A 24952-nucleotide genomic window follows, 5' to 3' on the forward strand; every position below is an offset into this window, starting at 1 on the left:
GGTTTCACCGGCCTCGGCCTGTGTCCCAACGCACTCTCTCCGGGCTCCGGGGTCTGCTGTCGAGAACGACATCAGCCCACCAGGAGAGCCCGCTGAACCGCGACCGCCGGCCCACACGGGTGCGGCTCATTGCATCACCGGGAGAACTCGCCGGTGTCAGGGCTTCCGGCCAGAGGCAGTGGCGCGAGCGCCACTGTCCCTGCGGCGATGCCGAAGGCGAGGGCAGCCGTACCGCCGTCGCCGAGCTTCGCGAACAGGTGCACGGCACGCCGCTCAGCGACCGGTTGCCGTACCGAGCCGCCGATTTTCCTGGTCGGCCATGTTCAGACCGCGAGGGGTCTGGCATCCTGCGACGGTGCGATTGACCGATCATGCGAACAATGTCGAGCTCCGCCCGATGCGCTATCAGTTCCCCGCGGCCCGAGGCGACTCCTACGACGACAACTGGCTGGTCATCGGTGGTTCAGTGACAATTCCCGAGGGCAGCTGGTCCTTCGCCGATCCCTGCCTGCTGACCGATGAAGCGCGTCAGGTGGCCGCTTGGCTGCGCGCAGTGGCAGCGGGGACGGTGGCTGTGACCGGACCCGATACCGACGGCTGGTTGTCCCCGGACACGTGGTTCGTCGAGCCGGTTCTGGCGTTCAGCCTCGCCGGCCGGAACGAGCGCGGGCTGGTACTGCGCGTTCACCTGTCGTTGGAGGGCGCACCCCCTTGGCAGCTGGGTAACGATGGAGCGGGCATCTACCAGTACGTCGTGGAGGTGCAGCTGGACGCGGCCGCCCTCCTTCGCGCCGCTGACGAGTGGGATCTGGCTCTGGAGTCCTTCCCGCCCCGCTGATCGACCTCATCTCTCCCCGGCCGCAGTCCAGTCCCGCTCAGCCGGATGGCCGCTGCGGGCGGCCCCGGGATCCCTGCCGGCCCGGGGTGTGAATCCGCGGCCACGGAGCACTCGGGGCGCGTGGGGGTCACAGCGGTGAAGGGAGTCGGCCGTGCAGCACACGTCGCCCGAGGGCACTGCGGAGATCCTGTTCATCGGCAACGCCACACTACTGATCCGCTACGGAGAGCTGACGCTGCTGACCGATCCCAACTTCCTCCACCGCGGGCAGCTCGCCCACCTCGGCTACGGTCTGGTCTCGCGCCGGTTGACCGAACCGGCCATGGACGTGGCGGACCTGCCCCACCAAGACCTGGATGCCGTTGTGCTCTCGCATCTGCACGGCGACCACTTCGACCGGGTGGCCCGACGCGGGCTGGACCGGGGGCTGCCGTTCGTCACCACCCCGCACGCCTCCCGTATCCTGCAGGGTCTCTTCGGCTTCCACCGCGCCACCGGCCTGCGCACCTGGCAGACCCAAACCGTGCTGCACGGGGACTCCTCCGTCCGGATCACCTCGCTCCCCGGCCGCCACGCGCCCGGCCCGGCACGGGCCCTGCTGCCGCCGGTGATGGGCAGCCTGCTGGAGTTCGGCGACCGCTCGGGCGAGGTCCGGCTGATCCTCTACCTCACCGGCGACACCCTGATGTACGACGGCCTGCGCGAGATCGCCGAGCGCTGCCCGGACATCCACCTGGCGGTCCTGCACCTCGGCGGTACCACCCTGCCCGGCGGCCTGGTGGTCACCATGGACGCCGAACAGGGCGCCGACCTGCTCGACCTGCTGCGCCCTCGCAGGGCGCTGCCTATTCACTACAACGACTACACGGTCTTCCACTCCCCGCTGGAGGACTTCCTCGCCGAGGCCGGACGCCGCGGCCACGACGCGCGCATGGTGCGGTGCGCCCCGGGCGAGCGGGTGACAGTCGGCGCCGAAGTCGCGGTCTGAGCAGCACACCGAAATCACCACATGGCCAGCTGGACGAAGGGGCCTCCGATCCGCTGCCGCCGTCACCTTGACGAAGCTTGATCAACAGTGGGTATGGTGACACGCTCAAGGCGAGATTCGGGGGTACGGGCGCGTGAACCGACGACTGCCGGGATCGATGGCCTGCGGTGTCACGGCGGCGGTGATGCTGCTCGCGGCCTGCAGCGGTGCCGGCGGGGATCCCGGTGCTGATGCGACGCCCTCGGTGAGTGCTTCCCCTGGGAGGTCCGCTGCCGCCGTGTCCGTGAAGGTGGCGACCGCCGAAGAGGTCAAGTCCGCTGTGGAGGGCCGGATCTCGGCTCATGAGGAGCGCTTCGGTTCCGGTGCGAACTCACCCTGCTCAACCGCGTCGGCCGAGATGTTCACCCAGGACTGCGGCGCCGCGGCAAGGGCAACAGGGGCGGACGCATCGTTCTCCCTGACGCAGATCCGAGGCCGGGAAGGGTTCGCCACGCTGCGCTCGACCGCGCAGAGGATCCGGACCGCGGCGGTCGCATATCAGCACCTGGGTTGCGCGACGAACCCGGCGAAGGCGGCCATTCGCCAAGCGTGCCAGGAACCGGCGGCCGTCCTCGCCCAGGGTTTCTCCGACCTGCGCGACGGGGCCAACCTCGGCCTGGCCGGCAAGTAGCCGAGCCGTTCCACCGAAACGGCCGGGGAACTGTCCCCGGGCCGCATAGAGGCACCATCACAGCTACGACGATGCCGTGCCTCATGGTTTCCTCACCGGCTGATCTGACGCGGAACCGCCACCGCGACCAGCTTGTCCGGGTTGCGGATCGCGTAGATGCCGCTGATCCTTCCGTCGGTGATCTCGACCAGGAAGACGCCTTCCAGGTGGTCACCGCCGTGAACAACCATCGCGGGCGTGTGGTTGCAGTTGACCACCTCGATCCGCAGGTCCAGCCGCCTCATGCGGAAGACGTTGACGAGGACCGCGGCCACCTTCTCCGCACCCACCACCGGCCGGCGTGCCGCGGTGGTCTTGCCGCCGCTGTCGGCGGTCCAGGTGGCGTCCGGAGCGAGCAGCGAGAGCAGCCCCTCCAGGTCACCGGTTGTCGCCGCGGTCATGAACTGCTCGGTGATCCGCACGGTCTTCGCCGCGTCGACGGCCTCGAAGCGCCTGCGCCGCGCCCGTACGTGCTCGCGGGCGCGGTGCGCCACCTGGCGCACCGTCACCACGGACTTGCCCACCGCGTCGGCGACGTCGTCGTAGCCGAAGCCGAACACCTCGCGCAGTACGAACACCGCGCGCTCATCGGGGGTGAGCGTTTCGAGCAGCACGAGCATCGCCATCGACACCGACTCGGCGAGCACCACATCGGCCGACGGGTCGTGCTCGTCGAGCAGCAGCGGTTCGGGCAGCCACGGGCCGATGTAGTCCTCGCGACGGCGCGCGCTCGCCCGCAGTGTGTTGAGCGCCTGACGGGTCACCAACTGTGCCAGGTACGACTTGGTGTCCCGTACCGTCGCGAGGTCGACGTCGGCCCACCGTAGATAGCTGTCCTGCAGCACGTCGTCGGATTCGGTCGCCGAGCCGAGTATCTCGTAGACGATCGTGAACAGCAGCGGCCGCAACACAGTGAATCGCTCGGAGTGCTCGTCGGTGGTCACGAAGACGTGACCTCGTGCGAGGCGGAGGCCGGCTGCTCGGGGCGCGGGCCGCCCTTGGGCCAGATGAAGGAACCCGGCCTGCGGGCCTCGCGGCGGATCTTCCAGACCGCGAACTTGCAGGTCACCTCCTTGATCCTCGCGCCCATCCGGCCGCCGACGTAGACGTTCACCGCGCTGTCGTCCTTGCGGGCGAGTTGGCGGACGGCGGCGCGCCGGCCGAGGCTGACGCACGACCCCGAGAAGGCCACGTCGATCACCGCCGGGTCGGTCCCCTCGATGCGACTCAGCACCGTGTCGGCGGCCTGCGCCCCGAGCGGCCCGGCGGCATAGCAACTCATCCGCAGCGGCTGACCCGACGGTGCGGCGGCGTCGCCCGCCGCGACGACGCGGTCGTCGTCGACGCTGGTGAGCGTCTCGTCGGTGAGCAGCCGGCCGAGCGCGTCGGTGCGCAGCCCGCTCTCGGCCGCCAACTGCGGCACGCCGAAACCGGCCGTCCAGATGGTCAGTGCGCTCGGACGCACCGCACCATCGGCAACACCGTCGGCAAGGACGACCGCATCCGGCCGGACCTCGGTCACCACGGCCGCCTCGAGCACGGCGACACCGTGCCGGGACAGCCACTTGGCGACGGACCGACGACCCGGGGCGCTCAGTGACGGCGCCAGGGTTCCGCCACACACCAGCGTGACCGTGCGTCCTTGCTCGGCCAGTTCGGCGGCCGTCTCGATCCCGGTCAATCCGCCGCCGACCACGGTGACGGGAGCATCGAGGGGCAACTCGTCCAGCCTGGCGCGCAGCCGCCGCGCGGATTCGAATTCGGCGATCGGGAAGGCGAGTTCGGCCGCGCCGGCCACCGATGGCGGTGTCACTCCGGTGCTGCCGACCGCGTAGATGACGTAGTCGTAGTCCAGTGCGCGGCCCGAGGTCAGCCGCACCGTGCGGGCGACGGTGTCGATGCGCGTGGCGCTGTCGACAGCCAACCGGACACCCTCACCGAGCAGCGTGGCGTAGTCCACGGCGGCGTCACCGGTGCCGGCCACGAACTGGTGCAACCGGATTCGATCGACGAACTCAGGGCGGGGATTGACCAGCGTGATGTCGACATCGGCACGCGTTCGCAGACGGTTGGCCGCGAGTGTTCCGGCGTAACCACCGCCGAGGACCACGACCTTGCTGGGGTTGCTGTGTTCGCTCATGCCCTCAAGACACCGCGGAACGCCGAGACGTGACATGCTGCGATGTGACGCACGTCACTCCATTCGAGAACGCGAAAAAGCGCCTCCGAGGCCGGCGCTCGTCTGCGGCCGGCACCGGGGGCCGTCATGGCCGGGGTGGGTCGGCGGGCGTTGTCTCTGGTCGGGCCCGCAGGGCCGGTGGCAGGACGAAAAGCGCCCGCCACTGGATTCATGCAAGCATCCCCACCAGCAGTGCCACGATCACGGTGAGCGCGGCGACCGGTGCCATGACCACCCGCAGTCGCCCCCACCGCCCGACTGTGTCAAGGTCTGGATCCGCAGGTGGAAGCCCTTGCCGGCGCGGCAGAGGCGACAGTGCACGGCTCCGGCGGTCATCTCCGTCCGCGGCATCCAGCCAGTAGGCACCGGTCAGCCGGGCGTAGATCACTCCGGAGGTCTCATCCTTCACAGTAGCCACAAAGGGTCAACGAGGAAACACACTGGGTGGCCACCGCGGGAAGTCATCTTGTGATCCCCCCGCCACAGGATCGAGACCGGCCGGCCCGGCCGGAGCAGCCGACTTCCATCACGGCCTACGAGCGTGCGAGGCGACGCGGCCAGGACTCCAGACCGCAGCCCGACGGAGCGCGTCGCGTTGCCTCCTCCGGCGCGTCGTAGAACCTGTAGACCTCGTGCCAGCCACAGACCCGGAAAACCCTCAGCAGCCTGTCGTCGGCGCACACGAAGCGCAGCGAACCCTGGTGGTCCTGAAGTCGTTTGGTGACGGCCACGATCATGCCCAGTCCCATCGAGTCCAGGAGGGGTACAGCACACAGATCCAGGACGAAGTGGCGATGTCCCTCGTCGAGAAGCTCTGCCACTGCCTTGCGGATCATGGGCGAGGTGTGGATGTCGACCTCACCGTCGACATGGAGAACGGTCCAGCCGTTCATGACGTCGCAGCTGACGACCATGCAAGGGTCTTCGATGATGTTCATCGGCATTGCCATCCCTCTTCACATCCGCGGATGGCGCCCGCCTCGCTGACCGCGGGGCCGGCCTGTAGATGCCAGCGTGTCTGCGAAGGCGGGGGATGTCCATCGGGTCCGTCACCCATGGCCGGGATGAGCGGCGCGTCAGTGACAGGCGCCTCTACACGGTGTTCCCGTCCGAAGATGGATGCTGGTCCCTATAGGCGTCCTGCGTTCAGCAGATGAGTATGGGACGGGTGGAACGCAGGGGCCGCCCGTCGTTCGATCCTGGCCCGTCGGCGCCGTCCTGTCAGGTGGCGGTGGGCCAGGACCGCAGCAGGGCGGCAATCTTCCCGGCGGTGCAGGCGGGGTCGAGGAGCAGGTCCTTGAGGGCGATGGCATCCTCGCGAGCGGGCTTGACCGGAGTCCCGACGGCTTCGAGGTACATCACCCCGCAGGCGGCGGCGACGGCCAGGTTGGAGCGTTCCAGCCAGCGGCAGCGGCCCAGCGTGTGCACCAGGGCGGCAGCTTTGGCGTAGGGGCCGTCGTAGATGGGCTGCTCGAACAGGTCGGCCCGGTGGCGGGCTACCGCCGACACGGGAACACCGTAGTCGTCAGGGGCCGGATCGTTCGCCCCCGCAGCTTCGGCGACCTGCAGGATCCACGCAACGTCGATGTGCAGGTTCATCAGGCCGCGCGCCCTCCCCGGGGCGCCTGCTGGGCCTCCTCGGCCTCGTCGAAGACCGCCTGGTGTTCGGCCAGGAAGCGGGCGGCCGCGTCCACCGCACGGGCGCGCAGGCCGCTGGCGTCGTCCTGTACGAGCCGGGCGAGGTAGTCCCCGATGCTCAACCCCAGGTCGGCGGCGCGCTTCTTCGCGAGTTCCGCGACGTCCTCGTCCACGCGCGCGCCCAGTTGTGTCTTCGCCATACCCGCATGGTAACAGCTGTTACCACGATGTGCCCGGGCCGGATTCCCTTCGTGGGGACCGGGCTCGCCGTTGCCGACCTTGTCGTCCGAGCGCGGTCCTCTTCGCGGTTTGAGCCCCCGGGCGTGCGGCGACGGTCGGCGGTCAGCGGTCGGCCCGCTGGTCGATGCCGGCGTCGTCGGGAGAGCCCGGGGCGTCGAGGACGGAGGTCTCCACCTCCCCGACGCCCCACCCGTACGCCAGCTTGTGCACCTCCAGCACAAAGAAGGACTCCGTGGCGACGATCCCGTCGATCAGATGAAGGCGCCGCGTCATCAGGTCGGTGAAGTGCGCGGTGTCCCGGCAGATCACCTCGGCCATGATGTCGAATCCGCCCGCCGTCATGATGACGTACGCGGTCTCGGGAAGCTCCCGCAGCGCCCGGCAGACCGACGGGGCGGTACCAGGCCGTACCCGGATGCCGATCATCGCGAGCCGGTCGAACCCGATGGTCAGCGGGTTGGCGATGCCGACGACTTGCAGGATCCCGGCGTCCTTCAGCCGCTGCACCCGGTAGCGCACGGAGGACGCCGGGATGCCCACATCCGAGGCGATCAGGCTGTAGGCGCGTCGTCCGTCGGCCTGCAGGATGGCGATGATGCGCCGGTCGATGGCGTCGAGCGGGCTCGGGGAGGACATACGGCTGCTCCGGAGGTCGCGACCAAGATGTGGACCGGGCCGGTGGCAGTCCCCTCGGCACGGGGACGGCCACCGGGTCCGCCGGTCCAGGGTACGGAGCCCCGCGGAGCGGGCCAGTCACCAGCCAGGATCAGAGGCTCATGACGCCCGTACGGAGATCGGACATGTCGAGCAGCGTGTGCTTGCCGCCGATCCGGCCCCAGCCGGTGCCGCGGTTGCCCGCACCGCCGAACGGCATGTTGACGTCCCAGAAGCAGGTGCTGTCGTTGACGACGACCTGACCGACGGCCAACTCCTCGACGAATCGGTGGGCGGAGGCCATGCTCTGGGTGAAAACCGCGCCCTGGAGGCCGAGTCTGTCGTCGTTGGCGATCCGCAGCAGTTCGTCGTCGCTGCCGCCGGTGATGACCGGGACAACCGGGCCGAAGGACTCCTCGCGGGAGAGCAGGCTGTCCTCGGGCACATCGTCCACCACGGTGAACTCGTAGTAGAGATCGGTCGGTTGGCCCGGGTGGCGCTGCCCGCCGAGCAGGATCCGCGCGCCACGCTCCCGCGCGTCCGCCATGTGCCGGTCCATCTTGGCCGCGACACCCTCGTTGTTGAGCGGTCCGAGGTTCGTCGCCGCGTCGAACGGGTCGCCGAGAACGACGTCCTCGGCGGCGCGGAGCACGGCCTCGACGAAGCCGTCGTGCGCGTCGGCGTGCACGACCACCCGCTCGGTGGCACAGCACACCTGCCCGGAGCACAGGTACGCGCCGTACACCGCGGCGCGGGCCGCCGCGTCCAGATCGGCGTCGGCGAGCACCACCAGCGGCCCGTTGCCCGAGCACTCCATGAGGGAGCGCTTGAGCCCGGCGGCGGCCGCTACCTTCGCGCCGGTCGCAGAGGAGCCGATGAAACCGATGGCGTCCACACCGGGGTGGCGCACCAGCATGTCCCCGGCCGCACCCTCGCCGGGCAGGACGTTCACCAGGCCCACCGGTACCCCTGCCTCGACGATCGCCTCCATGGCCTTCAGCACGGTCAGCGGGGTGTTCGCCGGCGGCTTGATGACGTGCGCGTTGCCGGTTGCCAGACCGGGCGCGACGAACTCGGCGAACATCAGCAGCGGGAAGTTCCAGGGCGTGATGATGCCCCAGGTGCCGACCGGTCGGTAGAAGGTCCACATCCGCTTGGTGCTGTCCGTGGACGGCATCGTCTCACCGTGCAGCCGTACCGCGTCCTCGGCGTGCAGATGGAACAGCTGCGCCGCCTCCTCGACGTCGGCGACCGACTCGGCGAGCGGCTTGCCCTGCTCCAGCGTCTGCAGACGGGCCAGTTCCTCCACCCGGCCGGACAGCGCGTCGCCGACACGGTGACAGATCTCCGCCCGCTTCCAGACGTTGACCCTGGCCCAGGCCTGCTGCGCCTCGTTCGCGGCCTTCACGGCGATGTCCAGGTCCGAGGCGGAGGGGAGAGGGATGGTGCCGATGCGCGCGCCGGTCACCGGGCTGATGACGTCGTAGGTCTCGGTACCGGTGCTGTCGGCGTATTCGCCGTTGACGAAGAACGGGTGCACGGCAGACATGGAGAGCCCTTCTGGTCGTAACGGGGAGAGCGCAGAGGGGGGTGCTGACCACACCATCGGGTGGCAATGAAAGGCTGTCAATAGGACGGAACCCGCAATTCGAGGCCCAGTTGATTGCTGAATCAGCAGGCACAAGCCATTGACACTGCGAAATCGGTGGGCCTACGGTGCGTGGCTCATGGGCCCGGCTCTGCCGCGGGCACACCTCCTCGTTCTCCCTTCCCGGCTCTTCCCTTCCGGCTTCGTCATCGCTCGCCGTCCGAAGGAGACCCATGTCCGAGCAACCCGCCCTTGCCAAGAAGATGCGCTGGCACGACGGCTTCGCCATGTCACTGACCATGCCGGCGGCGCTCATCGCGTCCCTGGGGGCCTCCATCGGAGGGCTCGGCGCATGGGGCGCGATCGCCCTGTGGACGGTGTCCATGGTGCTGGCCACCGCCACCAACTGGATCTACACCGAGATGGCCGCGATGTTCCCCGACTCCTCCGGCGGAATCGCGCACTACGCCACCGAGGGCTGGCGCAGCCGCGCCCCCGTCGTCGGAGCCCTGGCCGGCGTCGGCTACTGGCTGCCCTGGACGACCGCCCTGTCGGTGTACGCGGGGATCATCGGCTCCCTGGTGCAGGCGCAGTGGTTCCCCGGCCAGACCTGGACGCTCGACCTGGGCGTGGCGGAGCTGAGCCTGCCGATCGTGGTGGGACTCGTCGTCATGGGATTGCTGTACGCGGCCGCGATGTACGGCCTGCACGCGGCGATGTGGGTGGTCTACGTGACCGGCGGGATCCTGCTGATCCCGCTCGCGGTCTTCATCGTGGGGCCGTTCCTCTCCGGTGACTGGAGCACGGCCGGCCTGCACTGGAACCTGCACGGCACGAGCGGGCTCCGCGAGGCCCTGGTGTGGCTGTACATCATGGCCTGGACCTCCTTCGGCGTGGAGGTGTGCGCGACCTTCGCCCCCGAGTACAAGGAGACCGTGCGGGACACCTCCCGGGCGCTTCGCGCGGGCGTGCTGTTCTGCCTCGGCGTCTTCATCGTGCTGCCGCTGGCGCTCTCCGGCTACGTCGGTGAGAAGAAGATCGGCGAGGACCCCACCGCCTTCTACGTCGGCGCCTTCCAGGACTTGGTCGGCGGCGCCGCCGACCTGATGATCGTGTTCCTCATCGCCTCACTGCTGCTCATCATGATCACCGGACTGGCCGACGGCTCGCGGGTGCTCTACGACATGGGCCGACAGGGCGTGACGATCCGTCAGGTAGGTGTGCTCAACCGACGCGGTGTGCCGGCTCGCGCGCTCACCGTCGCTCTGATCATCAACGTGATCGTGCTGGTGGTACTCAAGACGCCGCTGGCGATCATAGTCACCGGCAACCTGGGCTACATCCTGACTCACATCCTGGCGATCTCCGGTTTCGCGCTGCTGCGCCGGGACCGCCCCGACCTGGCACGCCCGATCCGGCTCCCCGACTTCTTCGTGCCGCTGGCCTGGTTCCTCACCGCACTGCTGGCCGTCATCCTGGTCGTCGGCGCCACCGGCTTCTCCATCACCGGCTACGGCGGCTTCAGGGAACTGGCCATCGCCCTGGGCGTACTGGCCGCGGCGGTCGTGCTGTGGGAGTACCGCCGCCGTGTCCAGGACCGCGACGCCTCAGCACCGGCCGGCGACTCCGCCATCCACGAGCAGGCGGAGGAAGCCCCCCGCCTTTGAACTGCACGGTGCCGTGACCGTCAGGCGGCGGTCGTCGCACCGCCACTCGCCTTCCTTGGACTTTCCGCCGCATTCCGCGTCCCGCTCCCGCCCCGAGCCGTGCCGCACGCACGGCGTCACGCACGACCAACCCCCCAACCCGTCCCCAGACCGGCGGATTCGTGCACCGCGGCCGCCGCTCACCACTCCCCCCTCACAGGCAAGGACTTCGGCATGGCAGGATTCCAGGGCCGTACGCGCCTTAGCACCCACATGCGCGCGATGTTCTCGGCACACCACGACGCGGCACGCACCGGCGTGCCGGTGGAAGAGTTCCAGGGCACGCGAGCCGAGGGCGCGAGCCGTAGGCAGTTCCTGCGCGGTGCCGCGAGCGGACTGGCGGTCGCCACGGCCGGCGGGCTCGGCGTCCGCTCGCTGCTCCAGGCTCCGGCGGCCAACGCCGCCACCGCACCCAGAGTCGTCGTCGTCGGAGCCGGCCTGGCCGGTCTGCGGGCCGCCCACGACCTGTACCGCAGGAAGGGCATCGCCACCACGGTCTACGAGGGCAACACCCGTGCCGGCGGCCGGTGCTGGAGCCTGCGTGACTTCTTCGACGCGGGCGATGTCGTCGAACACGGCGGCGCCTTCATCAACACCGACCACACCGCCGCCCGCAACCTGGCGGCCACGCTCGGCCTGACCCTGCGCGTCGTCAGCGGCGGCAACACGTCACCCTACGGGGACAAGTACTGGATCGACGGGGCGCTCTACAGCACCAAGGAGGCCAACGCCGACTGGAAGGCGGTGCAGCCGAAGTTCGCCGCCGAACTGGCCGCCGCTCCCTACCCACAGACCTACGACAACCACACCGCACGCGGCCGCCAACTCGACCTCATGACGGTCGACGAGTGGCTGACCGCCAACGTCCCCGGCGGCCTCGGCAGCCGGTTCGCCAAGCTCATGCAGTCCAACGTGCTCTCCGAGTACGGCCTCGACCCCAGCCGGCAGCCCGCCCTAAATCTGATCTACCTGCTGGGCTGGAACAGCCCAGGCTCCCTCGCCCCACTCCCCGGCGACGACGAGAAGTACTCGATCGTCGGAGGCAACGACCAGCTCGTCTCGGGCATGATCGGCCAGCTGCCGCCCGGCACGGTGCAGTACGGGAAGAAGCTCACCGCGCTCCGGTCCAACGCCGACGGCACGGTCACCTGCACCTTCAGCGACGGCCTGGCCCTCTCCGACGTGACCGCCGACAAGGTGATCCTGGCGTTGCCCTTCACCACGCTCCGGAACTGCGACCTCACCAACGCCGGCTTCTCCGCGCTGAAGACACAGGCGATCCAGCAGCTCGACCTGGGCACCAACGCCAAGCTCCACGTGCAGTTCACCAGCCGGCCGTGGGTGGCGCAGAAGTACGGCGGCGTCGCGTACACCAACCCCGACACCCTGCAGACCGTCTGGGACGACAGCGTGGGCCAGGCGCTGCCCCAGGGCATCCTGTGCCAGTTCCCGGCCGGTTCCGTCGTGACGAACGGCTGGACGGGAGCGGCCTTCGGCACCGCCCCGGCGGCGCAGGTCAACACCTTTCTGACTGGAATGGAGCCGATATTCCCCGGAGTGACGGCCGCCTACAACGGAAGGGCGTACCGCGACGTCTGGCACCTCAACCCCTGGTCCAAGGGCGCCTACAGCTGCCCCCGCGTCGGCCAGTACACGACCCTCTGGGGCGCCCAGCCCGGCGCCGAGGGCAACGTCCACTTCGCCGGCGAGCACACGTCCCTCGACAGCTACGGCTTCCTCGACGGGGCCATCGCCTCCGGCGAACGGGTGTCGAAGGAGATCGCCCCCTGACACCGGCACGGACCACGGCGTGGCCCCGGAGGAGTCTCCAGGGCCACGGCCCGCCCCAACCGGACTTGTGGCCCCCACGACAGCGATCGTCATCGGGGCCTGGTGGGGTATCGACATGTCTGACGGAATTACCTGGCTCTCCGAGCCGAACGCCATCGACTGCACCGACCACAGCGTCGTCAGCGCCCGGGGCCTCGGCCGGTTCAGGCGAGCCGGCAACCAGCGTCGCCGGCCTCGGCAGTCCTCCGGACGCCGCTGACGGCTATGCCAACCATGGCGTGACCATCAAGCACAACCCCGCCCGGCCGCAACGCCGCCCTCATACGCCACCTCACCGGCCCGACCGGCAATGTCACCACGCTGGACGACCACCACGCAGACAGCGACCTTCCGCCCGGCGGACGAAGCGAGTGTCAGCGGTAGGCCGCCTGGCCGGTGAGGGCCTGTCCGACGACGAGTGTGTGGATCTCGCTGGTGCCCTCATACGTGAGGACGGACTCCAGGTTGTTGGCGTGGCGCAGCGGCGAGTACTCGAGGGAGATGCCGTTGGCGCCGAGGACGGTCCGGCACTCGCGGGCGATGGCGATGGCCTCGCGGACGTTGTTGAGCTTGCCGACGCTGATCTGTTCGGGACGGATGCGGCCCTGGTCCTTGAGCCTGCCCAGGTGCAGGGCGAGCAGGGCCGCGTTGCCGAGGGAGACGCTCATGTCCGCGAGCTTCTTCTGGGTCAGCTGGAACGCACTGATCGGCCTGCCGAACTGGACGCGGGAGTCGGCGTACTCCAGGGCTGCCTGGATGCAGTCGCGGCCGGCGCCGACCGCTCCGAAGAGAATCCCGAACCGGGCCTCGTTCAGGCAGGACAGCGGCCCGCGCAGGCCCTGGGCGTGCGGCAGGCGCGCCGAATCGGGCAGCCGCACGTTGTCGAAGTACAGCTCCGAGGTGATCGAGGCGCGCAGCGACATCTTCTGCTTGATGTCGTGGGTGGTGAAGCCGGGGGTGCCGCGCGGCACGAGGAAGCCGCGCACGCCGTCCTCGGTCTGCGCCCAGACCGTGGCGACGTCCGCGATGCCGCCGTTGGTGATCCACATCTTGGAGCCGTTGAGGATCCAGTCGGCCCCGTCGCGTACGGCCCGGGTGCGCATGCCCGCCGGATTGCTGCCGAAGTCCGGCTCGGTGAGTCCGAAGCAGCCGATGGCCTCGCCTGCGGCGAGCCGCGGCAGCCACTCCTGCTTCTGCTCCTTGGAGCCCCACTTCCAGATCGAGTACATCGACAGCGAGCCCTGGACCGAGACGAAGCTGCGGAAGCCGGAGTCGGCGGCCTCCAGTTCCAGGCAGGCCAGTCCGTAGCTGACGGCGTTGGTGCCGGCGCAGCCGTAGCCCTCCAGATGCATGCCCAGCAGGCCGAGCTTGCCGAGCTCGGGGGCGAGCTCGCGGGCGAAGTGCGCGTTCTCGAACCACTCGCCGATGTGCGGGCGCACCCGGTCGGCGAGGAACCTGGCGACGGTGGCCTGGATCTCGCGTTCCTCGTCGGAGAGGACCGAGGAGAGGTCGAGCAGGTCGAGGGGGTCCTTCATCGGCTTGGCGCCGCTCATGGTGTGTTCCTCCGGGTGAGTGGGGTCAGGAGTCCAGCCAGTCCGCGATCTCGGCGGTGTGCTCGCCCAGCCGGGGCGGGCGGCGGTCGTACCGGGGCGGGGTGGCGGACAGGGAGATGGGGTTGGCGACGAGATCCGTGTCAGGGCCCTCGTCGCCGTCGACCACGGCTCGCGGCGCGAGGCCGAGGCGGTCGGCGAGGTCGAATGCCTGGGCGAGGTTGTTGACGGGGCCGCAGGGGACGCCCAGGGGGGTGAGGTGCTCGAACCATTCGGCCGCGGTGCGGGCGGCGAGCAACCGCGCCAGTTCCCGGGACAGTTCTTCGACGTGGGCGACCCGGTCGCCGTTGGTGGCGAAGCGCGGGTCTTCAGCCAGCTCCGGCGCGCCGGTGCCGCGGCAGAGCGCCGCGAACTGGCGGTCGTTGCCGACGGCGATGACGAGCGGCTGGTCCTTGGCCTGGTAGACCTCGTACGGCGCGATGGACGGGTGGCGGTTGCCCATGATGCCCGGTACCTGTCCGGCGAGGGTGTATCCGGCGGCCTGGTTGACCAGGCTCGACAGCAGGGTGGAGAGCAGGTTGACCTGGACGTGCTGTCCCTGGCCGCTCGCCTCCCGGTGGCGCAGCGCGGCGAGCACGCCGATGGCGGCGTGCAGGCCGGTGAGGACGTCCACCACGGCCACGCCGGTCTTCACCGGCTGCCCGGGGGCGGGCCCGGTCACGCTCATCAGCCCGCCGACGGCCTGGATCAGCAGGTCGTATCCGGGCAGATCGGCTCCGGGGCCCGCGCCGAATCCCGTGATCGAGCAGTAGACGATCCCCGGGTTGGCGGCACGGACGTCGTCGTAGCCGAGCCCGTACTTGTGCATGGTTCCGGGCCGGAAGTTCTCGAAGAGCACATCGGCCCGGCGTGCCAGTTCGGCGGCGCGGCGCCGGTCGGCTTCGTCGCGCAGGTCGAGGGCGAGGGAGCGCTTGTTGCGGTTGACCGAGAGGAAGTAGGTGGCCTCGCCGTGCGCGTGCGGCGGGCCCCAGGCGCGGGTGTCGTCCCCCGCGGCGGGGTGCTCGACCTTGATGACGTCGGCTCCGAGGTCTGCAAGGAGCATGGTGGCGTAGGGCGCGGCCAGTACGCGTCCGAAGTCGGCGACGAGTACGCCGCTCAGTGGCAGCGGAGAGGGTGTGGTCACAGCGTGGGCCCTCCGGAGCTGCACAGGTACACGGTGGTGGTGCGGGTGAAGAACTCGCGCGCTGCGCGCCCCTGTTCCTTCGGTCCGTAGGCGCTCTGCTTGACGCCGCCGAACGGCACGTGCGGATCGGCGCCCGCCGTCTCGGAGTTGATGTGCAGCACGCCGACGTCCACCTGTTCCATGGCGGCGGTGACGGCGCGCAGGTCGTCGGTGAAGACGGCAGCGGACAGACCGAAGTCGCTGTCGTCGGCCAGCGCCAGCGCCTCCTGGGTGTCCTTGGCCCGGCGGACGGCGAGGACGGGGCCGAACAGTTCCTCGCGCCACAGCGGGTCCTCGCCGGCCAGTTCGACCACGGTGGGCTGGACGAACGCCCCGCTCATGCGGTCGTCGTCGTAGTGCCGCCCGCCGGTGAGGAATTCCGTGCCGGAGCGAGCGGCTGCGCCGTCCACGGCGTGCTGGATCTCGTCGCGGGCCTGGAGCGAGACGACCGGTCCCATCTCGGTGGCGTCGTCCAGGGGGTCGCCGACCCGCAGGGCGGCGGCGCGTTCGGTGAGCTGCGCGAGGAACTCGTCGGCGACGGGCTCCTGCACGATGAGCCGGGAGGTGGCGGTGCACTTCTGCCCGGCGGCCCGGAAGGCCCCTGCGAGCACCTCCTGCACGGCGAGGTCGAGGTCGGCGTCGGCGAGCACGACGGCCGCGTTCTTGCCGCCCATCTCGGTCTGGACGGGCCGCGCCAGTCGCCCGCAGGCGGCGATCAGGCCGCGGCCCACCGAGGTAGAGCCGGTGAAGGTGACCGCGTCGACGCCCGGGTGCTCGACCAGCCGGGCGCCCAGGCTCCCGCCGCCGATGAGCAGGGAGAGCACGCCGTCCGGGATGCCGGCCTCGACCAGTGCCTCGGCCAGGCGCACGGCCAGCAGCGGCACCAGGCTGGCGGGCTTCCACACGACGGTGTTGCCGTAACTGAGCGCGGGTGCGATCTTCCAGGCCGGTATCGCGATGGGGAAGTTGAACGGGGTCACGACCGCGACGGTGCCGATGGGCCGGTGGACCACGTGGATCTGCTCGCCGGGACGGGGCGAGGCGAACACCTCGCCCACCGGGCGGGATGCCTCCCCTGCGTAATAGCGGAAGATCTCCGCGGCCCGGCGTACCTCGCCGATGCCCTCGGCGCGGGTCTTGCCCTCCTCCCAGGAGAGTTCCTCGCCCCACTGGTCGGCGTGCGCGTCGATGACGTCGGCGGCGCGGTCGAGGATCCGGCCGCGGGCCTGGGGCGGGGTGGCGGCCCAGCGAGGGTATGCGTCCCGCGCCGCCGCGACGGCCCGATCGAGGTCGTGGTCCTTGGCGAGCCGTCCTACGGCGACGGTTTCGCCGGGGCGTGCCGGGTTGAGGTCGACGAGTTCGTCGCCGTCGCCGGTCCGCCACTGCCCTGCGACGAGGTGGCGAAGGGCCTGGGCCCGCCGGGCCGCTCCGGCCCCCCTCGCGCTGCTGCCTGCGGTGGGTCGCATCGGCACTCCTTTCGGGACGTCCCTGTACGCCGTGGTGTCCCGGGGCGCGGTGGGTGGATGAGGTCGTCATTCTGTCGGGGGCCGCACCTCGGGCGCACTGGACGACATGGCCTGTCCGAGGTGGTCCGGGCACGCCGATCCGTCGATGGTGCGGTGTGCGCGGCGGTGCTTGGCTCGGCGTCCCCGAACCCACAACCTCCCGGAGGAGTCCCATGCCCGGTGATTCCCGACCGGCCGGCGGTCCCGGCCTCGAGCAGGTCCGCCGGATCGTCACCGAGATCCCCGGTCCGCGCTCACGCGAATTGCTCGCTCGCCAGCGCGGCCTGGTTCCCGCCGGCGTCGGCGCCACCCTGCCCGTCTTCGTGGAGGCCGCCGGCGGGGGCGTGATCGTCGACGCGGACGGCAACTCCTTCATCGACTTCGGCAGCGGCATCGCCGTCACCACCGTGGGCAACTCCGCCCCGGCGGTGGCCGAGCGGGCCGCCGCGCAGCTGCGGCGATTCACCCACACCTGCTTCCTGGTGAACCCCTACGCGTCCTACCTGGATGTCTGCCAGAAGCTGAACGAGCTCGCGCCCGTTCCCGGCGAGAAGCGGACCCTCCTGGTCAACTCCGGTGCCGAGGCGGTGGAGAACGCGGTGAAGATCGCCCGGGCCGCCACCGGGCGCCCGGCGATCGTGGTCCTCGACCATGCCTTCCACGGCCGCACCCTGCTGACGATAACCCTGACCGCCAAGAACCGGCCCTACAAACAGGGCTTCGGCCCGTTCGCGCCGGAGGTCCACCGCGCCCCGATGGCCTATCCCTACCGCTGGCCCACCGGCCCCGAGCACTGCGCGGAGGAGGCCGCGGCCGCACTCACGGACCTGCTCGACCGACAGGTCGGCGCGGACAACGTCGCTGCGGTGCTCGTGGAGCCGATCCAGGGCGAGGGAGGCTTCATCGTCCCCGCACCGGGCTTCCTGACCCGGGTCGCCGAGATCTGCCGGGCCCGCGGGATCCTGCTGATCGCCGACGAGGTCCAGACGGGCATCGCCCGCACCGGCCGGATGTTCGCGTGCGAGCACGAGGGCATCCGACCGGACCTGGTCACCACGGCGAAGGGCCTGGCGGGCGGCCTGCCGCTGGGCGCGGTGACCGGCCGCGCGGAACTGATGGACGCCGCCCCGGCGGGCGGCCTGGGCGGCACCTTCAGCGGCAACCCGGTCGCCTGCGAGGCGGCGCTCGGCGTCTTCGAGGAGATCGAGGCCCACGGCCTGCTCGCACGGGCGCGCGACATCGGTGACACCATGCACGAGCGCCTCGCCGAGTTCGCCCGCGCCCACCCGGCCATCGGAGAGGTGCGCGGCCGGGGAGCGATGATCGCCATCGAACTCGTGCAGCCGCACGGGGACCGCGTCCCCGCGCCCGAGCTGGCCGCCGGCATCGCCAGGCGCTGCCATGCGGAGGGACTGCTGGTCCTGACGGCGGGCAGCTACGGCAACGTCCTGCGGTTCCTGCCTCCGCTGTCGATCTGCGACACCCTGCTGGAGGAGGGCCTCACGCTGCTCGGCGAGGCCATCGCCAAGGAAGCCGCCTCGGCCGCCTGACCGTACCGGCCGCTCCCCGCCCACCCGGTGAGCGGCAGGTCTCCTCGTAGCCTGCGCTGCCGGCATGGTTCCGGCCTCTCGGACGAGTCCCGATCCCGTGAAATAGGGTGACCTAAAGTTTTAGAGGTCAGACGGGGCTCGAAGGTGGTGACGCGGCGGTGGGTGTACCTCTGCGCTGGCTGCTCGGGCGTTCGGAGGTGCGCCTGCGCCTGCTGGCGGGACGCGAGCAGCTCGACCGCGAGGTGCTCTGGGCGCACAGCATCGAACTCGCCGACCCCGTGCCCTGGATCAGCGGTGGCGAACTGCTCCTCACCACCGGCCTGCGCCTACCGGCCGAGACCGACGCTCAGCGGAAGTATGTCCAGCGCCTGGCCGACGCCGGGGTGGCGGCGCTGGGCTTCGGTGTCGGCCTGTCGCACGAGGTGGTGCCCGCCGCTGTCGTGGCGGCCGCCGAGGAGGCCGGTCTGCCGCTGCTCGAGGTCCCGCTGCCCACACCGTTCGCCGCCATCGCCAAGGCGGTGATGGAACGGCTCGCCGAGCAGCAGTACGAGGGCGTCGTCCAGGCCTCCCGAATCCAGCCGCGTATGACCCGGGCCGCCCTGCACGGCGGAGCGCAGGCCGTGGTCCGGGAGCTGGCGGTCTCCACGGGCACGGCCGTCCTCTTCCTGGACCACGAGGGCCGCACGCGCGCCGCCCATCCGGCCGGCGTCCCCGCGCCCGCGCCCGAAGTCCTGGCAGGCTTGCGCACCGCGGACGAGGCGGCCGCGGCGGTGAGCTCCGGCCCGGAGGCCGGGGTGGCGGTGCAGCAGGTACGGGTGGGCCCACGGGTCCACGGGCGGCTCGTACTGGTCACCGACCGGGCGCTGACACCGGTCGACCATCTGCTGCTCGGACACGCGGCCTCTCTGGTCGCCCTGGAGGCCGAGAAGCCGCTGCGGCTCCGCGACGAGCAGAACCGGGTGAACGGCCTGTTCTTCCGGATGCTCCTGGACGGGGCGGTCTCCGCGTCGGCCGCGCTCAGCCATCTCTCCGAGGCGGGCTTCCCGGTCCGTGACGGGGTGCGCGTCCTGGCCGTGCGCGGTGGCAACCCCCGCCAGGCTCTCGACGCCGCGGGCGAGCACCTGAGCGAGCGCGGCCTGCCGCTGTTCGGCACCGTCCGGGACGAGTGCGCGGTGCTGCTGTTCCCTGGCGGCCACGCGATGACGGCACAGGCTGTGACGGACGGCCTGGCCGCGCGGACGCGCGCCCGCCTCTGGGCCGGTCTCAGCAGCCCGCACGACCTGGAGGACGGGCCGGCGGCCCTGCGCGAGGCGCTGAGCGCCGCGTCGGCCGCCCAGGCACGCGGCTGCCGGGAAGTGATCCGCTTCGAGGCGCTCGCCGGTCATGTGCTGCTGACCACGCCCGGCACCCGCACGGTCCTGGAGTCGATCGCCCAGGCACGGCTGGCCCCGCTCGCCGCGCACGACGCCGCCCACGGCACGGAGCTGCTCGGCTCGCTGCGTGCCTTCCTCGAGCACAACGGCCAGTGGGAGGCCGCCTCCGTGTCCCTGGGGGTGCACCGCCACACCCTGCGCAACCGCATGGACAGGGCCCAGTCCCTGCTCGGCGTGGACCTCGACTCCGCGCACGTACGCGCGGAGCTGTTGCTGGCCCTCTCGGCCTGGCAGGAACTTGACCGTTGAAGCCGAGCGGGGATCAGGCCCGGGGCGGTGGGGATGCCACTCCTGTTGCTCTTGGATGCCCCAGTCCTCCGCTCGGCGAGTGAGCCCGCACCCACTCCCCCGGCGTCCGGCCGGCTGCGGCCGTCCGCCCCGGCATCCTCCAGCGCACTCCCGATCGTAGAAAGCGCTGCCCCGCGATAGGGCCCCCAAAAGCAGGCAAGGGCCCGGCGCGGTGGTCCGCGCCGGGCCCTTGCGTGTCGGTTCAGGTCGTGGACGGTTCCGGTTCGGCGAGGCCCGGCGCCCGGGTGGGCTTGGGGATCGCGTCGTCGTAGGGAGCGTCGCTGCGGCCGTAGCTGCGGTGGACGGCCATGTACAGCACGCCTGCGCCGATCACCACCACCGCGGAGAGCGGCACGATGTAGTTGTCGTACCAGGGGACGCCGGGGGTGCGCGGCCAGCACATGTTGACGATGGCCAGGACGCCGTACGCCAGGGCGGCGATGTTGACCGGCAGGCCCCACTTGCCCAGCCGGTACTTGCCGCCGGGCTGCCAGCCCTTGAGCCGGGCCCGCAGCGCGGCGAGCACCACCATCTGGAAGCCCAGGTAGATGCCGACCGCGGCGAAGCTGATGACCTTGGCCAGGGCGTCGGTGGAGACCTTGGAGCCGATCACGATCAGGGCCGGGAGGAGCGCCGCGAGCAGCAGGGCGTAGGGCGGGACGTGCCGGGCCTCCGAGAACTTCCGCAGCAGGCGGCTCCCCATGATCATGTCGTCGCGGCCGTAGCTGAAGGCCAGGCGGCTGGCCGCGGCCTGGAGGCTCATGGCGCAGGAGAGGAAGGACAGCAGCACGACGGCGAGTACGACCTTGGAGCCGACCGAGCCGAAGGCGCCGTCCAGCAGCGTGGTCACCGGGTCGACGTCCTTGCCCGCGATGACCGCCGGAATGTCGGCCACCGAGAGCACCAGGGCCAGGCAGACGAAGGTGGCCGCCGCGCCGCCGATGTAGATGGTGCGGCGCATGGCCTTGGGGATCAGGCGGCCCGGGTCCGGCACCTCCTCGGCGACATCGCCGCAGGCCTCGAAGCCGTAGTACTGGTAGACGCCGATCAGTCCGGCCGCCGCGAAGGCCCACAGGTAGCTGTGGCTTCCCTGTGAGCCGAAGGAGTCGAACAGCACACCGAGGTTGTGGTGCCGGTGCGAGACGAGCAGCCAGCCACCGACCGCCAGCGCGCCGACGATCTCGGCCGAGAAGCCGATGACGGCGGCCGCCGCGAGCACGCGGGTGCCCATGAAGTTGATCAGGGTGGCCAGCGCGAGGATCGCCAGGGAGCAGACGATGGTGGTGTTGACCGTGGGGGTGAAACCGAAGGTGGTGGCGATGTAGGGGCCCGCGCCGTACACCACGCTGGCGATGGTGCACATCAGCGCGATCAGATAGACCCAGCCTGTCATCCAGGCCCACCGGCGCCCCCACAGCCGGCGTGCCCACGGGTAGACGCCGCCCGCCACCGGGAACTGCGCCACGACTTCACTGAAGACCAGGGCGACGAGCAGCTGCCCGAGGCCGACGATCACAAAACTCCAGATCATCGGCGGGCCGCCGCTCGCCAGCGCATAGGCGAACAGTGAGTACACCCCGACGACCGGGGACAGGTAGGTGAATCCGAGCGAGAAATTGGCCCATGGGCTCATGTCCCGCTTGAACTCGGACTCGTACCCGAGCGAGGCCAGATGTGCGGCGTCGCTGTCGGCGGGGTCCGTTGGGGTGATGGGGCTCATGCTGGCTCCCGTGTTCTCGTACCAGAGGGTGGGGGCGTCAGTCCTGGGGCGGCATGACATGCCGCCGACTCATCGACCGGGGCTGGTTATGATGCGGGGACTCGGTGCGATGTGCTGCGAAAAACTACAAGCGCAGGGGTTATTGCACAAGGGTTCGGCGGCGGGATGATGCGAGGAGGGGCAGTGGCGACACAGGGCGCACCCGTGATGCGCGCCTCCCTGATCTCCCCGCTCAGGGCGGCCGGGCGCACCGACGAGGTGGTTCAGCGGATAACCGAGGCCATCCACCTCGGCCTGGTGGTGGACGGCGAGCAGTTGCCGACCGAGGTGGAGTTCGCCAACCAGCTCGGGGTGTCGCCGATGACCCTGCGGGAGGCGCTGGCCGTACTGCGCGAGCAGGGGCTGGTGATGACCCGCCGCGGCCGCACCGGCGGCACCTTCGTGCGCCGCCCGGCCGACCCTCCCCTGGAGCCGCTGGTGGAGCGGATCCGCTCCACGACCGTCTCGGAGCTGCGGGATCTCGCCGACGAGCAGTTCGCCGTCTCGGGCGCCTCGGCCCGGCTGGCGGCCGAGCGCGCCTCGGCCACCAGCCTGCGGCGGCTGCTGAGCCTGGTCGAACAGCTGGCCAGGGCCGACGGGCTCGGAGCGCGGATCCGTGCGGACAGCCGGTTCCACATCGAGGTGGCGATCGCCTCCCAGTCGGAGCGGCTGACCCGGCTGGAGGTGGACATGCAGTCCTGCACGGCCGGCCTGCTCTGGCTCTCCTACGAGTCCGAACCCGAGCTGGACGAAGTGGTCGCCGAGCACCACGCCATCGCCACCGCGATCGCAGAGGAGGACGGGGAGCGGGCACGCGCCCTGGCCGAGCGCCACGTGCAGCGCAACCTGCGCCGGCTCATCGAGCTCCATCTCCGGATGGCCGAGCGGGAATCTGTGGAGGTGTCTGATGGCGACTGAGTCCCGTGCGTCGCAGGACGCCGCGACCATGATGCTGGACACGCTGCTGCAACGGGTGCCGGACCTGCTCGGAGCGGTCTTCGCCGGTCCGGAGGCGGTCGCCGACGAGGTCGTCCGCCGGCGCCGTACGGTGCGGGTGGCGGGCGGCGTTTTCGGGACGGCGGACCTGGCGGGCCTCGAACCGACCGTCGTGCGGTGGCTGACCGAGCACCCGGAGGCGGACGGGCTGGGCTTCCTGGCGGCGGCGGGACTGCTGCCGGAGCGCGACCGGCACATCCAGTGGTGGCAACGGGGGGCGACGGGCTTCGTCCCGATGCGGCTCAACCTCGATCCGACCTGCGTGGATGTCTACGACTACTTCGAGATGGAGTGGTACGCGGCGGCCCGCGACCACTCCGCGCGCGCGGTCTTCGGTCCCTATGTGGACTACTCCGCCGCGGACAGCTACATCTGCACCTTCACCGTTCCCGTGGTCGACGGCGGCGAGTTCCTCGGTGTGGCCGGGACGGATCTGCGGATGAGCGATCTGGAACCCCGGCTGCTGGGCCTGCTGCGCCGCGCCGGCCACGACGCCGTGCTCGTCGGTGCGGAACGCCGGGTGGTGGCCGCGAACACCTCCCGCTGGCTGGTGGGTTCGCGCCTGCCGCAGGTGCCGCAAGCGGGGGACGGCGTGTTCCTCGCCGCGGGCGAGGTGGGGCTGGACAGCGGCTGGGTGCTGGGGCTGGCCAAGCCCGAATAACTCGGGGTCATCCGGCCGACCTTCACCTGCGGGCACCCCACACGGACCTTCCGACAGCCGAATGTCATGGGCATGCTAAACGCTCCCCCTGCAGCTCGGTGGTGACCGGACACCGTTCCCCCGTCCCGCGCTCTCGTCCCCTTCGCACACCGTCCGGTCGCAGCGGCTCCCTGACCAGGCACGCAGTCCCCGCACGCCCCCGATCGGACGCGTCCGGACACGCGCGATGTGCGCCGATGGACGCCTGGCACCGCCTGAGCGGGGACGCCAGGAGGCCCCTGATCGTCGCACCGAAAGACCGGTGCACCGTCTTCGCCGACCCCATTGACATCCAAACTCTAGTTTTAGAGTATTCAGCTCACTCACCCGCCCCGACACACAGTTGGAGGCCCCGTGACGGGCACCGCCGCAGTGGACGCAGCGCCGTACTTCGACGTCACCGACCCGAGCTTCTCGATCAAGTCCGCCGCCGTGCACGAGGCACGCGAGCGCAGCTGGTACGCGCGGACCAACTACGGCCTGGCCGTACTCCGCTACGAGGAGGTCAGCCGGCTGCTCAAGCACCCCAAGCTGCGCCAGGGCAGCGCCGCCTGGCCCGCCCACAACGGCATCACCGAGGGCCCGTTCGCCGACTGGTGGGCCAGTTGGGTGCTCAACAAGGAGGGAGAGGAGCACCACCGGCTGCGGCGGCTGATGAACCCCGCCTTCTCCCCCAAGCTGATCGGCGGACTGGTGCCCCGGTTCCAGGCGCTCGCCGGAGAACTGATCGACGGCTTCCGGGAGTCCGGCGGCTGCGAGTTCGTCTCCGAGTTCGCCGAGCCGTACGCGGCCCGGGTGATCGCCATCATGCTGGGCATCCCCGAGTCCGAGTGGCCGGTGATCGCCCGCGAGTCCGCCACCATCGGTCTCGCCATGGGCGTGACGATCCGTCAGGACATGCCGAAGATCGAGGCGGCACTGGCGAACCTCTACGCCTACGCGGACGAGCTGATCGCCGACCGCCGGCGAGGCGAGCGGGACGACTTCGTCTCCGCCCTGGTCCGCGCCCACCGCGACTCCGACAGCCTCAGCGACACCGAACTGCGCGACGGCCTGCTGCTGCTGATCTTCGGAGGCTTCGACACCACCCGCAACCAGCTCGGCCTGGCCATGCAGACCTTCATGCGCCACCCCGACCAGTGGCGGCTGCTCGCCGAGCGACCGGAGCTGGGCGGCAAGGCGGTCGAGGAGGTGATGCGGGTGAACCCCACCGTCACCTGGGTCACCCGTGAGGCCCGCGAGGACTTCACCTTCCAGGACCTGGACATCGCGGCGGGCACCACCGTCCACCTCTTCAGCGAGTCCGCCGGCACCGACCCCCGGGTCTTCGGCGAGTACTCCTTCGACATCGCCGCCGACCGCAAACCGCACTTCGGCTTCGGCGGCGGCGCGCACCACTGCCTCGGCCACTTCGTCGCCCGCAGCGACATGAGCGAGGCGCTGCCGTTGCTCGCCCGGCGGATGCGCGACCCGCGCCCCGCCGGCGGGGAGGAGTGGCTGCCGGACTCCGGCAACACCGGCCCGGTCCGCCTGCCCATCACCTTCACCCCGGCCGCCTGAGCGGCCGACACCGTAAGGA

General features: G+C 70.6%; 23 protein-coding genes. 11 read left to right on the forward strand and 12 right to left on the reverse strand.

Annotation, left to right across the window (positions count from 1 at the left end; translation table 11 throughout):
• Positions 1–134: 134 nt before the first annotated feature.
• Complete coding sequence (locus BZY54_RS54615; RefSeq protein WP_279634623.1) at positions 135–263, reverse strand: hypothetical protein; 129 nt, start codon at positions 261–263, stop codon at positions 135–137.
• Between the two features lie 92 nt (positions 264–355).
• Here BZY54_RS54615 and BZY54_RS00920 point away from each other — a divergent pair, with 92 nt between their 5' ends.
• The 3 genes from BZY54_RS00920 (at position 356) to BZY54_RS00930 (ending at position 2496) form a co-directional block, all read left to right on the forward strand.
• Positions 356–838: a WapI family immunity protein gene (locus tag BZY54_RS00920; protein ID WP_086722401.1), complete on the forward strand. Its 483-nt coding sequence runs from the start codon at positions 356–358 to the stop codon at positions 836–838.
• A 151-nt stretch (positions 839–989) separates the two neighbouring features.
• The gene (locus BZY54_RS00925) at positions 990–1826 is read left to right on the forward strand and encodes an MBL fold metallo-hydrolase (protein WP_086722402.1); all 837 of its coding nucleotides are present in this window, start codon (positions 990–992) and stop codon (positions 1824–1826) included.
• Positions 1827–2109: 283 nt separating this feature from the next.
• Positions 2110–2496 (forward strand): hypothetical protein, encoded by a 387-nt coding sequence (locus BZY54_RS00930; protein WP_143667967.1) that lies wholly within the window; start codon positions 2110–2112, stop codon positions 2494–2496.
• A gap of 92 nt (positions 2497–2588) precedes the next feature.
• On the opposite strand, the gene BZY54_RS00935 is transcribed toward BZY54_RS00930, so the two are convergent.
• From BZY54_RS00935 to BZY54_RS00965, 7 genes are all read right to left on the reverse strand, one after another.
• A complete protein-coding gene (locus BZY54_RS00935; protein ID WP_086722404.1) occupies positions 2589–3479 on the reverse strand; it encodes an RNA polymerase sigma-70 factor in 891 nt (296 codons plus the stop codon).
• Positions 3476–4675 carry an NAD(P)/FAD-dependent oxidoreductase gene (locus BZY54_RS00940; RefSeq protein WP_086722405.1) on the reverse strand — a complete coding sequence of 400 codons (1200 nt, stop codon included), beginning with the start codon at positions 4673–4675 and terminating at the stop codon, positions 3476–3478. Before BZY54_RS00940 ends, BZY54_RS00935 begins: the two co-directional genes overlap by 4 nt.
• A 572-nt stretch (positions 4676–5247) precedes the next feature.
• Entirely contained in the window at positions 5248–5652 is a 405-nt protein-coding gene (locus tag BZY54_RS00945) for an STAS domain-containing protein (RefSeq protein ID WP_244216882.1), read from the reverse strand.
• A gap of 283 nt (positions 5653–5935) precedes the next feature.
• Positions 5936–6313 carry a fic family toxin-antitoxin system, toxin component gene (locus BZY54_RS00950; protein ID WP_086722407.1) on the reverse strand — a complete coding sequence of 126 codons (378 nt, stop codon included), beginning with the start codon at positions 6311–6313 and terminating at the stop codon, positions 5936–5938.
• Positions 6313–6552 carry a hypothetical protein gene (locus BZY54_RS00955; protein WP_086722408.1) on the reverse strand — a complete coding sequence of 80 codons (240 nt, stop codon included), beginning with the start codon at positions 6550–6552 and terminating at the stop codon, positions 6313–6315. Before BZY54_RS00955 ends, BZY54_RS00950 begins: the two co-directional genes overlap by 1 nt.
• A gap of 142 nt (positions 6553–6694) precedes the next feature.
• The gene (locus BZY54_RS00960) at positions 6695–7228 is read right to left on the reverse strand and encodes an Lrp/AsnC family transcriptional regulator (protein WP_086722409.1); all 534 of its coding nucleotides are present in this window, start codon (positions 7226–7228) and stop codon (positions 6695–6697) included.
• Between the two features lie 130 nt (positions 7229–7358).
• Positions 7359–8795, reverse strand: a complete 1437-nt coding sequence (locus BZY54_RS00965; protein ID WP_086722410.1) for an aldehyde dehydrogenase family protein — start codon at positions 8793–8795, stop codon at positions 7359–7361.
• A gap of 272 nt (positions 8796–9067) precedes the next feature.
• Here BZY54_RS00965 and BZY54_RS00970 point away from each other — a divergent pair, with 272 nt between their 5' ends.
• The 3 genes from BZY54_RS00970 to BZY54_RS50675 all read left to right on the forward strand — a co-directional run bounded on the left by BZY54_RS00970 (position 9068) and on the right by BZY54_RS50675 (position 12590).
• Positions 9068–10501, forward strand: a complete 1434-nt coding sequence (locus tag BZY54_RS00970) for an APC family permease (protein WP_086722411.1) — start codon at positions 9068–9070, stop codon at positions 10499–10501.
• A 252-nt stretch (positions 10502–10753) separates the two neighbouring features.
• Positions 10754–12331, forward strand: coding sequence for a flavin monoamine oxidase family protein (locus tag BZY54_RS00975; RefSeq protein ID WP_208640506.1), 1578 nt, complete (start codon positions 10754–10756; stop codon positions 12329–12331).
• Between the two features lie 115 nt (positions 12332–12446).
• Positions 12447–12590 carry a hypothetical protein gene (locus BZY54_RS50675; protein ID WP_158103787.1) on the forward strand — a complete coding sequence of 48 codons (144 nt, stop codon included), beginning with the start codon at positions 12447–12449 and terminating at the stop codon, positions 12588–12590.
• Positions 12591–12744: 154 nt separating this feature from the next.
• Here BZY54_RS50675 and BZY54_RS00985 read toward each other — a convergent pair whose 3' ends face one another.
• From BZY54_RS00985 to BZY54_RS00995, 3 genes are all read right to left on the reverse strand, one after another.
• Positions 12745–13923 carry an acyl-CoA dehydrogenase family protein gene (locus BZY54_RS00985; RefSeq protein WP_086722414.1) on the reverse strand — a complete coding sequence of 393 codons (1179 nt, stop codon included), beginning with the start codon at positions 13921–13923 and terminating at the stop codon, positions 12745–12747.
• 25 nt (positions 13924–13948) lie between these two features.
• Positions 13949–15022: a CaiB/BaiF CoA transferase family protein gene (locus tag BZY54_RS00990; protein WP_425276249.1), complete on the reverse strand. Its 1074-nt coding sequence runs from the start codon at positions 15020–15022 to the stop codon at positions 13949–13951.
• Positions 15023–15099: 77 nt separating this feature from the next.
• A complete protein-coding gene (locus BZY54_RS00995; RefSeq protein ID WP_086722416.1) occupies positions 15100–16608 on the reverse strand; it encodes an aldehyde dehydrogenase family protein in 1509 nt (502 codons plus the stop codon).
• A 212-nt stretch (positions 16609–16820) separates the two neighbouring features.
• On the opposite strand from BZY54_RS00995, the gene gabT reads away from it, so the two are divergent.
• Together gabT and BZY54_RS01005 are read left to right on the forward strand one after the other, a co-directional pair.
• Positions 16821–18197: a 4-aminobutyrate--2-oxoglutarate transaminase gene (gene gabT, locus BZY54_RS01000; RefSeq protein ID WP_086722417.1), complete on the forward strand. Its 1377-nt coding sequence runs from the start codon at positions 16821–16823 to the stop codon at positions 18195–18197.
• A gap of 158 nt (positions 18198–18355) precedes the next feature.
• Positions 18356–19879, forward strand: coding sequence for a PucR family transcriptional regulator (locus BZY54_RS01005; protein ID WP_086722418.1), 1524 nt, complete (start codon positions 18356–18358; stop codon positions 19877–19879).
• Positions 19880–20120: 241 nt separating this feature from the next.
• Here BZY54_RS01005 and BZY54_RS01010 read toward each other — a convergent pair whose 3' ends face one another.
• The gene (locus tag BZY54_RS01010; RefSeq protein ID WP_086722419.1) at positions 20121–21638 is read right to left on the reverse strand and encodes an APC family permease; all 1518 of its coding nucleotides are present in this window, start codon (positions 21636–21638) and stop codon (positions 20121–20123) included.
• Positions 21639–21821: 183 nt separating this feature from the next.
• Between BZY54_RS01010 and BZY54_RS01015 the strand changes: the two genes are divergently transcribed.
• From BZY54_RS01015 to BZY54_RS01025, 3 genes are all read left to right on the forward strand, one after another.
• Positions 21822–22595, forward strand: a complete 774-nt coding sequence (locus tag BZY54_RS01015; RefSeq protein WP_244216883.1) for a FadR/GntR family transcriptional regulator — start codon at positions 21822–21824, stop codon at positions 22593–22595.
• Positions 22585–23334, forward strand: a complete 750-nt coding sequence (locus tag BZY54_RS01020; RefSeq protein ID WP_086722421.1) for a cache domain-containing protein — start codon at positions 22585–22587, stop codon at positions 23332–23334. Before BZY54_RS01015 ends, BZY54_RS01020 begins: the two co-directional genes overlap by 11 nt.
• 393 nt (positions 23335–23727) lie before the next feature.
• A complete protein-coding gene (locus tag BZY54_RS01025) occupies positions 23728–24933 on the forward strand; it encodes a cytochrome P450 (RefSeq protein WP_086722422.1) in 1206 nt (401 codons plus the stop codon).
• The last annotated feature ends 19 nt before the right edge of the window (positions 24934–24952 follow it).

It is taken from the genome of Streptomyces carpinensis, from assembly GCF_002154505.1.
In the GTDB taxonomy this organism is placed as follows: domain Bacteria; phylum Actinomycetota; class Actinomycetes; order Streptomycetales; family Streptomycetaceae; genus Streptomyces; species Streptomyces carpinensis.